General features: G+C 59.9%; 14 protein-coding genes. 8 read left to right on the top strand and 6 right to left on the bottom strand.

Translation table 11 applies throughout. From position 1 onward, the window contains the following. Nucleotides 1–35 precede the first annotated feature (35 nt). From KX729_RS21195 to KX729_RS34415, 4 genes are all read left to right on the top strand, one after another. Entirely contained in the window at nt 36–686 is a 651-nt protein-coding gene (locus tag KX729_RS21195) for a septation protein A (RefSeq protein ID WP_219744673.1), read from the top strand. Then, a complete protein-coding gene (locus KX729_RS21190) occupies nt 683–1270 on the top strand; it encodes a DUF2585 domain-containing protein (RefSeq protein WP_219744480.1) in 588 nt (195 codons plus the stop codon). Before KX729_RS21195 ends, KX729_RS21190 begins: the two co-directional genes overlap by 4 nt. 128 nt (nt 1271–1398) lie before the next feature. Continuing rightward, on the top strand, nt 1399–1908 hold the full coding sequence (locus KX729_RS34420) for a hypothetical protein (protein WP_312991555.1): 510 nt from the start codon (nt 1399–1401) through the stop codon (nt 1906–1908). Between the two features lie 10 nt (nt 1909–1918). After that, entirely contained in the window at nt 1919–2602 is a 684-nt protein-coding gene (locus tag KX729_RS34415) for a GGDEF domain-containing protein (RefSeq protein ID WP_312991553.1), read from the top strand. Here the strand turns inward: KX729_RS34415 and KX729_RS21180 are convergent, their stop codons facing one another. The 5 genes from KX729_RS21180 to ccmA all read right to left on the bottom strand — a co-directional run bounded on the left by KX729_RS21180 (nt 2603) and on the right by ccmA (nt 5789). Beyond that, nucleotides 2603–3208, bottom strand: coding sequence for a DsbE family thiol:disulfide interchange protein (locus KX729_RS21180; protein ID WP_219744479.1), 606 nt, complete (start codon nt 3206–3208; stop codon nt 2603–2605). Next, complete coding sequence (gene ccmD / locus KX729_RS21175) at nt 3205–3390, bottom strand: heme exporter protein CcmD (RefSeq protein ID WP_219744478.1); 186 nt, start codon at nt 3388–3390, stop codon at nt 3205–3207. The genes KX729_RS21180 and ccmD overlap by 4 nt, the downstream gene beginning before the upstream one ends. Then, nucleotides 3387–4151, bottom strand: a complete 765-nt coding sequence (locus KX729_RS21170; protein WP_219744477.1) for a heme ABC transporter permease — start codon at nt 4149–4151, stop codon at nt 3387–3389. The genes ccmD and KX729_RS21170 overlap by 4 nt, the downstream gene beginning before the upstream one ends. A gap of 59 nt (nt 4152–4210) precedes the next feature. Next, the gene (ccmB, locus tag KX729_RS21165) at nt 4211–4870 is read right to left on the bottom strand and encodes a heme exporter protein CcmB (RefSeq protein ID WP_219744476.1); all 660 of its coding nucleotides are present in this window, start codon (nt 4868–4870) and stop codon (nt 4211–4213) included. 274 nt (nt 4871–5144) lie between these two features. After that, a complete protein-coding gene (gene ccmA, locus KX729_RS21160; RefSeq protein ID WP_219744475.1) occupies nt 5145–5789 on the bottom strand; it encodes a heme ABC exporter ATP-binding protein CcmA in 645 nt (214 codons plus the stop codon). Nucleotides 5790–6062: 273 nt separating this feature from the next. On the opposite strand from ccmA, the gene acnA reads away from it, so the two are divergent. From acnA to KX729_RS21140, 4 genes are all read left to right on the top strand, one after another. Beyond that, the gene (gene acnA / locus KX729_RS21155) at nt 6063–8756 is read left to right on the top strand and encodes an aconitate hydratase AcnA (protein WP_219744474.1); all 2694 of its coding nucleotides are present in this window, start codon (nt 6063–6065) and stop codon (nt 8754–8756) included. 214 nt (nt 8757–8970) lie between these two features. Further along, nucleotides 8971–9708 carry a sulfite exporter TauE/SafE family protein gene (locus KX729_RS21150; protein WP_219744473.1) on the top strand — a complete coding sequence of 246 codons (738 nt, stop codon included), beginning with the start codon at nt 8971–8973 and terminating at the stop codon, nt 9706–9708. Nucleotides 9709–10008: 300 nt separating this feature from the next. Continuing rightward, the gene (locus KX729_RS21145) at nt 10009–10758 is read left to right on the top strand and encodes a DUF1223 domain-containing protein (RefSeq protein ID WP_219744472.1); all 750 of its coding nucleotides are present in this window, start codon (nt 10009–10011) and stop codon (nt 10756–10758) included. A 298-nt stretch (nt 10759–11056) separates the two neighbouring features. Beyond that, nucleotides 11057–11443 (top strand): DUF2794 domain-containing protein, encoded by a 387-nt coding sequence (locus KX729_RS21140; RefSeq protein WP_219744471.1) that lies wholly within the window; start codon nt 11057–11059, stop codon nt 11441–11443. A 113-nt stretch (nt 11444–11556) separates the two neighbouring features. Here KX729_RS21140 and KX729_RS21135 read toward each other — a convergent pair whose 3' ends face one another. Beyond that, nucleotides 11557–12294, bottom strand: coding sequence for a Bax inhibitor-1/YccA family protein (locus KX729_RS21135; protein ID WP_219744470.1), 738 nt, complete (start codon nt 12292–12294; stop codon nt 11557–11559). Between the last annotated feature and the right edge of the window lie 180 nt (nt 12295–12474).

Below are 12474 nucleotides of genomic sequence, written 5' to 3'. Positions count from 1 at the left end.
AGGCTTCGAAGTTGGAACCCCAAAAGCTGGACAAGATGCAGACGATCGAAAGCGACACCACGCCGACCAAGGAAGAAAAGCAGCACCCAATGCTGAAGCTGGCACTGGAGATCGGACCTTTGCTGGTCTTCTTCTTCGGCAATCTGCGCGGCGAATGGCTGGTGGAGAGGTTTCCGGCGCTGTCGGCGATCGGCGGTCCGCTGCTCGTCGCGACCGCGCTGTTCATGGTGGCGACGGTCGCTTCGCTGATCGTCTCGAAAATCGTCTTCAAGCACCTGCCGGTCATGCCCTTCGTTTCAGGTGTTGTGGTTCTGGTGTTCGGTTCGCTGTCGATCTGGCTGCAGGACGAGACCTTCATCAAGATGAAGCCGACCATCGTCAACACGCTGTTCGGGGTGACGCTGCTGGTCGGTCTCGCCTTCGGCAAGTCGCTGCTTGGTTATGTCTTCAATGCCGCCTTCCAGCTCGATGAAGCAGGCTGGAAGAAGCTGACCTTCCGCTGGGGTATCTTTTTCCTCTTCCTCGCGGTCATCAACGAGGTCGTCTGGCGGAACTTTTCGGACGAGGTCTGGATCAATTTCAAGGTCTGGGGCACGATGCCGATCACCATCATCTTCACGCTCGCCCAGATGCCGCTGATCATGCGCCACACCGTGCAGGCGCCGGAAGCCGAGGCTGAGAAGTGAGCGCAACCGAGCTTTCCGGTCCAGGTTCCTCGTCGCGGCGCTGGCTGATCGGCGCCATCGTTCTTTTCCTTCTGCAGATCGCCATTCTCTATCTCATGGGCCGCATTCCGATCTGCGAATGCGGTTATGTGAAGCTCTGGGAAGGCGGTGTGAACACCAGCGGCAATTCCCAGCATCTGTCCGACTGGTACACGCCCTCGCACATCATTCATGGGTTCCTGTTCTACGGTCTCGGTTGGCTCGTTATGCGTCGGGCGCCGCTCACCGCAAGGCTTTCGCTCGCGGTGTTGATCGAGGCGGCCTGGGAGCTTCTCGAAAACTCGCCACTGATCATCGACCGGTATCGGACCGCAACGATGGCGCTCGGTTATTCCGGCGACAGCATCCTCAATTCGGCGATGGACACGGTGTTCATGGCGCTTGGTTTCTTCGCCGCTTCGCGCCTGCCGGCCTGGGTGACGGTGGCGATCGCGATCTTTTTCGAGCTTCTGACCGGCTATATCATCCGCGATAACCTGACCCTCAACGTGCTGATGCTGATCTGGCCGGTGGACGCGGTCCGCGTCTGGCAGGGCGGCATCTGAAATCGCGTCAAAGTGATACGGCCTTGATCCGCCTGACGCCTTTTCCGGTTAAGTTTTCTTAATCCCACCCGGTTAATTTCGGGGGTAGCACAGAGTTTCGGGGGGAATTCATTCGTGCGAGGGGTTTCATGGAATCGCACGACAATTTCGCCTACCTGCTTCCTTTCATATTCTTCGTTTTTGGATGCACGTTCGTCTTCCTGCAGCGCTGGGGCTCGGTCTCGGGGCGCTATTGGGGGATCGGATACATCTCGGCGGCCTTCGGTTTCGCTGCGCCATTGATTCTTGAAAAACTGCCGCTCGAAGCGCAGGCGATTGTCTCCAACGCATTCTTCCTTTCCGCTTTTTTCTGCTACGGGCAGGCGCTGTATAGCCGTTTCGGCGTGCCGCCGGCGCTCGCTGCGCGGCTCGTCTTCAGTGCAGTGGCGCTGGCGACGATCTCCTATCTGGTGATGATCCATGACCTGAAGGGCGAGTTGGTCGCCAGCGATGTCGCCTGCGCCCTGCTGCTTGCCGCTCCGCTCTGGCAGGTCCGCGGCCGTATTCGCCGGCCGATCGACTGGCTGCTCGTCAGCATGGTCGGGTTGGTGTTGGCGGAAACGACGTTTCGTCTCGCTGCTGGTCTTTACCTCGGGTGATGCCTATGCCGTGCTGGATGAATTTCTGGCTTCGGACTACGCCTTCTTCATGCAGGTCGGCGCCAGCATCCTCGGTTTCCTGTTGGCATTGACCGTGCTCGGCACGGTCATGCTGGATGTCGTCGGCCAGCATCGGCATGCGGCGGAACACGATCCTCTGACCGACCTCCTGAACCGCCGCGGCTTTGAGCGCGCAATTCCGGATTTCGGCACCAATTCCGGTAAGGACGGTTATCCGGCAGGCGCCGTGATCGTCTGCGATATCGATCATTTCAAGCTGGTCAATGACCGGTTCGGCCATGCGGCCGGTGATACGGTGATTGTCGGCCTTGCTGCCGCGCTGCGGAACGGACTGCCGGGCGATGCGCTTTCAGCCCGATTTGGTGGCGAGGAATTCGTAGCCTTCCTGCCGGGCGTGACGCTGGCGGAAGCCGGCGTGCTGGCAAACGCGATCCGGCTTACCTTTGCAGCGCGCGACTGGCGCGAAGGCGGTATCAGCCAGCAGATCACTTCGAGTTTTGGCGTGTCTTTCACGGCCCGCGGCGACCATTCCATGCATGATGCGATCGGCCGTGCCGATGCCTGCCTTTATGCGGCAAAATCCAGCGGGCGGAACCTGGTTGTGACCGAAGGTCAGCAAGGTGCTCCGGCGGCCGGCACACCACGGCAGCTGCGGATCATTTCGGTTGCCTGATCAGCTTTTCGCAGCCGTTACCTTTTCGATGGCCGGCAGCAATTCCTGTTTCAGGCTGCGGTCGTCGAACGGGCCGACCTTCTTGTAGAGGATCGTGCCGTCCGGGCCGACCAGGTAACTTTCCGGAATGCCGTAAACGCCCCAGTCGATCGCCGCCTTGCCGTTCGGATCGACACCAATCGCCTTATAAGGATTGCCGAGTTCGCCGAGAAAACGCAGAGCGTTGTCGTTCTTGTCCTTGTAGTTGATCCCGACGATGGTGAGTCGGCTATCGGTCGCCAATTGTTTCAGGACCGGATGTTCCTGACGGCAGGGAATGCACCAGGACGCGAAGACATTGACCAGAGTCAGCTTGCCGGCGACGGCCGCGGCGGTCAGAGCTGCGGTGTTTGAGCCTTCAAGCGGCGGCAAGGCCAGCGACGGGGCCTTCTTGCCGATCAACGCCGAAGGAATGGCGGAGACATCGCGGCCATTGACGTCCTGATCGTAGAGCATCTTTCCGGCCACTGCGGCAAAGCCGACGAAGACGGCGAGCGGGATCAATGCCAGCGCGTAACGGGCCAGACCTTTACGTTCGGCAGGTCGGGTTTCGGTCTCGACGCTCATGCCTGGCCTCCCGGAGCCGGCTCGGGTTTCGTCTGCGCCGAACGGCGGCGAATGCCGGAGGCTTCGAGTTCGGCCAATTCCTTTTGCCGTGCGCGGCCATCCAGCCAGACCCAGAAGATCAGACAGAGAGTGACGATCGCGGTCACGGCATAGGCGGTGGTGATATAGAAGGTGTGGGTCATCTTACATTGTCCCGTCCGGCCAAACGAGCGGCCATGCGACGTTGCGCGGTTACGCGGCGGCGCCAAATCTCGTTGCGCATCGCCATCACATGCAGGGTGAAGAACAGAAGCGTGAAGGCCAGCGCCATGACCAGCAGCGGCCAAAGGAATTCCGCGTCGATCGTCGAGCCGCCCATGCGGATGACGCTGGCCGGCTGGTGCAGCGTATTCCACCAGTCGACCGAGAACTTCATGATCGGGATGTTGACGAAGCCGACGAGGATGAGGATGGCCGAGACACGTGCCGCCCGGCTAGGATCGTCCATGGCACGGTTGAGCGCGATCAAGCCGAGATACATCAAGAAGAGGATGAAGACGGAAGTAAGCCGTGCATCCCAGACCCACCAGGTGCCCCACATGGGCTTGCCCCAGAGCGAACCGGTGGCGAGCGCGATCAGCGTGAAGGCGGCGCCGAGCGGCGCGGCGGCCTTGTGGGACACGTCGGCCAGCGGATGGCGCCAGACCAGCGTGCCGATCGCAGACAGCGCCATCACCGTATAACACATCATCGAGAGCCAGGCCGCCGGCACGTGGATATACATGATCTTGACCGTCTGGCCCTGCTGGTAGTCACCCTCGGTCGAAAAGCTCATGTAGAGGCCGACCGCGAACAGGATCGCGGTCACCGCCGCCATCCACGGGAGGATACGCGCTGCCAGCGCCAAAAACCGCGTCGGGTTGGCGAGATCGCTGAATTTCGTGATGGCGAGGCTTTCGGACATGAGCGCTTTCTAGTCTGCGTATGCGACGACAATATTGATCGTGGTCAACCTTATCCTAGTCAGTCATTGGCGTTTCTCAAAGCCAGCGCCGCACCGAGCGGACCGAGCACCGCAAAAAACATCGTGATCGCCACCAATATCAGGAAAGGCGGCATAAACGGGGCGGGGTCTTCGACGGCCGCATAGGATGCGCCGACACCGAAGATCAGCACCGGCACGGCGAGCGGCAGGACGAGGATCGACACGAGCAGCCCGCCACGGGGCAGGGCGACCGCGACCGCCGCGCCGACCGCGCCGATGAAGGTCAGAGCCGGGGTGCCGACCAGAAGGGTGAGCATGGTGGCGCCGATCGCTACCTCGTTCATGTTCATGAAAAGGCCGAGTAGTGGCGAGGCGATGACGAGGGGCAGGCCGTTGCCGATCCAGTGCGCCAGGCATTTGACCAGCACCGTCAAAACCAGCGGATGTTCTTGCATCAGCAGCAGGTCGAGCGAGCCGTCCTCGCGGTCGGTCTGGAACATGCGGTCGAGGCCGAGCAGCGAGGAGAGAAGAGCGCCGATCCAGACGATCGCCGGGCCGATGCGGGAGAGGAGGTTGAGATCCGGACCGACACCGAAGGGAATGACGGCGACGACTGTGATGAAGAAGAGGACGCCGATCAATGCACCGCCGCCGGCGCGGACCGAGAGTTTCAGGTCGCGGAGGAGGAGGGCGGTCAACGGCGCTGCTCCGTCGGCTCTTGGTTTTTGTTCGGGGGGATCGTTGTCTCACGGGATCGATTGATGTGTTTTATTGACCATGGCGCACCCCCCTCTGCCCTGCCGGGCATCTCCCCCACAAGGGGGGAGATTGGCAAGCGGCACGGCTTTCCCTCAATCTGCGACCTCGGAGAGATGTGAGACATTGCCACGAGTCGATCTCCCCCCTTGTGGGGGAGATGCCCGGCAGGGCAGAGGGGGGTAACCAAGTGGACTGAGCTGGAATGTCGAGCGCTCACCAAACCTCCTCCATCACACCCGCAAACCCCACCATCTTCAGCTCCCTCGCATCCTCCAGCCCCAGCGGCTGATGCGTCGCGGCCAACACAATGCCGCCCTCTGCCAAATGCGCCTTGATCAAGGTGGTGAAAACCTCTTCGGCCGTCACATCCAGCGCCGCGGTCGGCTCGTCCAATATCCACACGGGCCGATGGGACACGAGCAGTTTCGCAAACGCCATCCGCCGCTGCTGACCGGCCGAGAGATAACCGAAAGGCAGATGCGCAATTCCGCCAAGCCCGACGGCTTCGGCGGCCTCGCCGACAGACATGCCTCGCCCGCCTTCGAAATCACCAAACAAGCTCTTCCAGAACGAAAGATTCTCCGCCACCGTCAGCTCTGCTTTCATCGCATTGCGATGGCCGAGATAGTGACAGGCTTCTGCGGCCCGCATGTCCGATTCGGCTTTTGCGGAATGCCAGGTCACCTTGCCGGTCTCCTGACGCAGCAATCCGGCGATCACTCTGAGCAGCGTCGACTTGCCCGAGCCGTTGCGGCCGGTCAGGATCAGGCATTCGCCGGCTTCCAGCGCAAACGAGATGCCCTGGAAAAGAAGGTCCTCGCCGCGTCTCGCACTCAGGTTTTCGGCGATCAGCCGCATGCTTCTGGCCTTCGTTAGGATTTTAATCATCTCGTTCCAAAAAATTATCCGAGATGCGCGACAAGTGTCTGGAACCCTTCTTAGAAATTATCTATAAGCATCGCAACCACGCCAGCGGCCGGCGTGATTTCCACCTAGCGCCGAACCTGAAGCTCTCAAAAAGACTTCTCGTGCGGACAGCGGAAATGGTCGCACCCGCATCCTGATGTGCATGAAGTGCATAGGCGTCCGCACGCGCGTGTTGGCTCTTATTATCAGCGGGGTTATCCTTCCGTGGCTAAATCTATCGACAGCTTCAATTGTCGCTCCGTCCTTACCGTAGGCGGTAAGGACTATGTCTATTACAGCCTTCCGAAAGCCGAGCAGAACGGTCTGCCGGGCGTTTCGAAGCTGCCCTTCTCCATGAAGGTCCTGCTTGAAAACCTGCTGCGCTTCGAAGACGGCCAGTCGGTCACCAAGGAACAGATCGTTTCGGTCGCCGAGTGGCTGAACAACAAGGGTCTGACCGAGGCGGAAATCGCCTATCGTCCGGCTCGCGTCCTGATGCAGGACTTCACCGGCGTTCCGGCGGTCGTCGATCTTGCAGCCATGCGCGACGGCATCAAGGCGCTCGGCGGCGATCCGGAAAAGATCAATCCGCTCGTGCCCGTCGACCTCGTCATCGACCACTCGGTCATCGTCGACGAATTCGGCACGCCGACGGCTTTCGCCAAGAACGTCGAGTTGGAATACCAGCGCAACGGCGAGCGCTACCGCTTCCTGAAGTGGGGCCAGCAGGCGTTCAAGAATTTCCGCGTCGTTCCTCCGGGCACCGGTATCTGCCACCAGGTGAATTTCGAATATCTCGGCCAGACCGTCTGGACCAATGAAGAAGACGGTGAAACCACCGCTTATCCGGACACCTGCGTCGGCACCGATTCGCACACGACGATGATCAACGGCCTGGGCGTGCTCGGCTGGGGTGTCGGCGGCATCGAAGCGGAAGCCTCGATGCTCGGTCAGCCGGTCTCCATGCTGCTGCCGGAAGTTATCGGCTTCAAGCTGACCGGCAAGCTCAAGGAAGGCGTCACTGCGACCGACCTCGTGCTCACCGTCGTGCAGATGCTGCGCAAGAAGGGCGTTGTTTCCAAGTTCGTCGAATTCTTCGGCCCGGGCATGGACAACATGCCGGTCGCAGACCGTGCGACGATCGGCAACATGGGGCCGGAATACGGCGCCACCTGCGGCTTCTTCCCGGTCGACGCCGAAACCGTAAACTACCTCAACATGTCCGGCCGCACCAAGGAGCGTATCGCGCTCGTCGAAGCCTATTCCAAGGCTCAGGGCATGTGGCGTGACAATGACGGTTCCGACCTCGTCTTCACCGACACGCTCGAACTGGACCTCAACGACGTCGTTCCGTCGATGGCCGGCCCGAAGCGTCCGGAAGGCCGTATCCCGCTCGAAAAGATCGCGTCCGGTTTCGCCGGCTCGCTCGACACCGAGTACAAGAAGCCCGGTCAGCTTTCCAACCGCTATGCGGTCGAAGGCACGGATTTCGATCTCGGCCATGGTGACGTGGCAATTGCCGCCATCACCTCCTGCACCAACACGTCCAATCCGTCGGTGCTGATCGCTGCCGGCCTTCTGGCCCGCAACGCCGTTGCCAAGGGCCTGAAGTCGGCGCCGTGGGTGAAGACGTCGCTCGCACCGGGATCCCAGGTCGTCGGCGAATACCTTGCCAAGTCGGGCCTGCAGACCTCGCTCGACGCGCTTGGCTTCAACCTCGTCGGCTTCGGCTGCACGACCTGCATCGGCAATTCCGGCCCGCTGCCGGCGCCGATCTCCAAGACGATCAACGACAAGGGTCTCATCGTTTCGGGCGTGCTCTCGGGCAACCGTAACTTCGAAGGCCGTATCTCGCCGGACGTTCAGGCGAACTACCTCGCTTCGCCACCGCTCGTCGTCGCTTACGCGCTCGCCGGCACGGTGCAGAAGGACCTGACCACCGAGCCGCTCGGCATCGGCAGCGACGGCAAGCCGGTCTTCCTCAAGGACGTCTGGCCGACCTCTGCCGAAGTGCAGGAATTCATCCAGAAATACGTCACCCGCGAACTGTTCGAGAGCAAGTATGCGGACGTGTTCAAGGGCGATGAAAACTGGCAGGCCGTTCAGGTTCCGGCAGGCGATACCTATGCCTGGGACAACAAGTCGACCTATGTCCAGAACCCACCTTACTTCGTCGGCATGGGCAAGACCGGCTCCGGCTTGAAGAACATCAAGGGCGCCCGCGTCCTCGGCCTCTTCGGCGACAAGATCACCACCGACCACATTTCCCCGGCCGGTTCGATCAAGGCGGCTTCTCCAGCCGGCGCATACCTGACTGAGAACGGTGTCGGCGTGGCCGACTTCAACCAGTACGGCACGCGCCGCGGCAACCACGAAGTCATGATGCGTGGCACGTTCGCCAACATCCGCCTGCGCAACCACATGCTCGGCCCGAACGGCAAGGAAGGTGGCTACACCATCCACTATCCGTCCAAGGAAGAGATGTCGATCTACGACGCTGCCATGAAGTACAAGGATGAGGGCACCCCGCTCGTCATCTTCGCCGGCGTCGAATACGGCAACGGTTCGTCGCGTGACTGGGCTGCGAAGGGCACTAACCTGCTCGGCGTCAAGGCCGTCATCGCCCAGTCCTTCGAGCGTATTCACCGCTCGAACCTGGTCGGTATGGGCGTCGTCCCGTTCGTCTTCGAAGAAGGCACGACCTGGGCTTCGCTCGACCTCAAGGGTGACGAAGTCGTCGAGATCGACGGCCTCGAAGGCGACATCAAGCCGCGCGAGTGGAAGATCGCCAAGATCACCTACGGCGACGGTACCGTAAAGGAAATCAACATCCTTTGCCGCATCGATACGCTCGACGAGGTCATCTACATGAACAACGGCGGCATCCTGCAGACCGTTCTTCGCGATCTGGTTGCTTGATTTCAAGATTGCTCACCCGCCAGCGATGTTGGCGGGTGGAATTCGATCCCAAACTGCCCCTCACCCTCTCCCCGTTCTGACGGGGAGAGGGAACGTGCCCTACTCCATCGCTGCATTCGTGGTGAAACGGCTCTGCATATGCCTTCTCCCCGCAAGCGGGGAGAAGGTGCCGGCAGGCGGATGAGGGGCATCCGCACATTCTAGGTTCCCTTCCTTGACCCTCGTCATCTTCACCGGAATGGCCGTCACCGTTTTCCTGACCTCGCTGCTCTCAGGAATCTTCGGCATGGCGGGCGGTCTGATCCTGCTCTGGGTCCTGCTTTTCCTCTATCCCGTCGGCACGGCCATCGCCTTTCACGGCATCATCCAGATGGTGTCGAACGGATCGCGCGCCTGGTTTTCTCGCGCCTATATCGATTACCGCATTCTCGGTATCCTCTGCCTCGGTGTCGCCGTGTCCGCGGCGGTGCTGTTTTCCGTCAACTACGTACCGGACATCATCGTCGTCCTGATCGGCATCGGGCTGATGCCGATCCTGGTCTGGATGCCCGTCAAGCGACTGCAGCTCGATGCATCGAAGCCTCTGCACGCTTTCATCTGCGGACTGATTTCCAGTGCGCTGACGATCAGCGTCGGGGTGGCGGGACCGACGGTCGATATCTTCTTCATCCGCACGCAGATGGACCGCCGCAAGATCATCGCCACCAAGGCATCGATCCAGACGTTGTCGCATGTGACGAAGATCGTTTTCTACTGGAATGCGGCGGCGGATTTTCCGCTGACGGACTGGCTGACGATCCTGATGGCGGCTCCGATCGCCATTCTCGGGGCGCATGTCGGCAACGGCATTCTGCAGAAGATGTCGGACGCGAATTTCCGCTCCTGGACACGGTGGGTGGTTACCGCGGTCGGTGCCGTTTATTTTACTCAAGGTCTGCTGAAGCTGATTTGACCGCAGCCCTTTTCCGGGCCAATTTCCACCTCGTTCGTCGCCCGGTCGAAAACCGATCAAATATCCGGTCCTCACCCCTTCGTGACTTTCTTTGAGGGGGACGGGACGGTTACTTTTCGGCCTCCGTGCGTTGGAACCTGTCGCACTCGTTCTGCGGTTTGCGATAGGGAATGCGAAAAATAAGGACTCGAGCCATATAACGTGAATATGAGCGTTCGTGGCGTGTTTGAGTCTGGATTGCCCTTGATTGCCGTGGGCAATCCAATGATAACAGTTGCCCTTATACAGAGGTCGCCATTCATGCCTTTTCGACTCCGCACCGTCATCGTCCTTGCGGGCCTGCTTTATGCGGGCGTCGCGCTGGCTGGCGAAGTACGGTCGCCTAAAGGGGTGGTCGAGCTCTTCACCTCGCAGGGCTGCTCTTCCTGTCCGCCCGCCGACTCGACTCTTGGTGAACTCGTGGCGCAGGGCGACATGGTCGTTCTCTCCTACCACGTGGACTACTGGAACTATCTTGGCTGGACCGACACGCTGAGCTCGAAGGAAAACACCGAACGCCAATATGGTTACGCGAAGACGATGGGCCGGAGCGGCGTCTATACGCCTCAGGCGATCATCAACGGTCGCGAGCACGTGAAGGGCACCGACCTTTCGATGATCAATGACAAGGTCAAAAGCCTCAGCGAAAGCGGTCTCGGGCTGAACGTTCCGGTTACGGCGGCGATGCGTGGCGACGAGATCGAGATCGAGATCGGCGAGGGCAAAGGCCAGGCAGACGTGGTAATTGCCTATTTCACCAAGAAGCAGCAGGTGGAAGTCACCAAGGGCGATAACAGCGGTAAGACGATGGACTACTGGCATGCCGTCTACGACGTGCAGTCGGTCGGCTCCTGGAATGGCCAGAGCATGAAGCTGACCCTGCCGGGCAAACTGATGGGCAAGTCGAAGAAGGACGGTTGCGCGATCCTTCTGCAGACATCCAATGCCGGCGGCGAACCGGCGGCCATCCTCGGCGCCACCGTGCTGTTTGCCGGTCGCAAGAAATACTGACCGGTCCATGTCATTCGCCCTTCGGGCATTTTCATCATTTTCGTGAGCGTGTTGGCGGCCCGATCCTAAACATTGGGGGGCTGGGGGTAAGGGTCAATGCTCGGGATCGGGCCATATGGCGCTAAGAGCTGCGCCAACCAACGCCGGCAACTTCGCCGCCAAATCGGGCACTGTTTTGTTCGAAATGGGGCAAGAACAAAAAAGTGATGCTCCGACCCGCCGGTCGTGACGGGGTTGCATTTTTCGGACTGTCGGGCAGACTGTCACGCCTCTGACATTTGATGATTTGGGAGCGTTGATGACCGATCAGCCGGAATTGGGAGGCAAAAGGCCTCAGGATACAGGTGTCGTCGTCAGTCTCAACGAATACCGGCAAAGCCTCGATCCGGTGCCGGTGACGTTTCACAGGCGGGAGCTGGACGCCATTCTCAGGATCTACGGCCGGATGGTTGGCGAGGGGGAATGGAAGGATTACGCGATCGACCACCTGAGGGACAAGGCGGTGTTTTCCGTCTTCAAGCGCTCCGGTGAAATGCCGCTGTTCCGTATCGAAAAGAACCCGAAGCTCGCCGCCAAGCAGGGCGCCTATGCAGTGCTCAACACCGACGGACGTATCCTGAAGCGCGGCCACGAGCTGCCGCAGGTGCTAAAGGTGTTCGACAAGGTTTTGAAGCTGATCGATTGATTGGCGGCAATACTGCCGGTGCTGAATAAGCCGAGCGACTCGTCGTGCTGGGACTCCAAAACAAAAAAGGCGGCCTTTCGGCCGCCTTTCGTATTTCAACTCTCACCCAAACCTTAGTTATTCCGGTTGCCCATGAACTGCAGGAGGAAGGTGAAGAGGTTGATGAAGTCGAGATAAAGCGTCAGAGCGCCCATGATAGCCTTGCGGCCCATCACGGCAACTTCGTCGCCATCGAAGTACATTTCCTTGATCTTCTGCGTGTCGTAGGCGGTGAGGCCGGCGAAGATCAGCACGCCGATCGCGGAGATCGCGAAGCTGAGTGCGGAAGAAGCCAGGAAGATGTTGACGATCGACGCGATGATCAGACCGAACAGACCCATGATCAGGAACGAGCCCATTGCGGACAGGTCCTTCTTGGTCGTGTAGCCGTAAAGCGACAGCGCGCCGAACGAAGCGGCGGTCACGAAGAAGGTCTGCACGATGCTCTGCCCGGTGAAGACCAGGAAGATCGAGGACAGCGAAAGGCCCATCAGCGCGGCATAGACCCAGAAGGTCATCTGCGCGGCGGCGACGCTCATCGAATTAATGCGGAAGCTCAAGAAGAAGACCATGCCGAGCGGAGCCAGCATGATGACCCACTTGAGCGGGGAGCCGTAAAGCGCCTGTGCGACGGCCGGGTTGGAAACCGCCAGAGTGTATGTGGCGTATGCTGCCAAACCGGTGATCGCGAGACCGAGCGCCATCAGGTTGTAAACCTTAAGCATATAGGACCGGAGGCCCTGATCGATCATCTCGCCCGACTGCGCACGGGTCTGCGCCATTCGGTTCTGGTAGTTGTTGAAGTCAGCCATTGTTTCCTCTTTAAGCTCCGGAATTATTCACGGTGTCGGGCCCCCTTTTTGTTCAGACCCAGGCGCCGCTGCGGAGCTCCAGCAAGCCTGCCCTCAAATATGATGCGAGATTGTTTTACATACAAGAGGTGCACAGAGCGAAAAACGCAAACCAAAGCGGCAATTTAGCAACCTATGGGA

This window comes from Neorhizobium populisoli (genome assembly GCF_019430945.1).
Lineage (GTDB): Bacteria > Pseudomonadota > Alphaproteobacteria > Rhizobiales > Rhizobiaceae > Neorhizobium > Neorhizobium populisoli.
The sequence above is the reverse complement of the archived record's forward strand: the minus strand, read 5'-3'. Positions and strand labels throughout refer to the sequence as shown.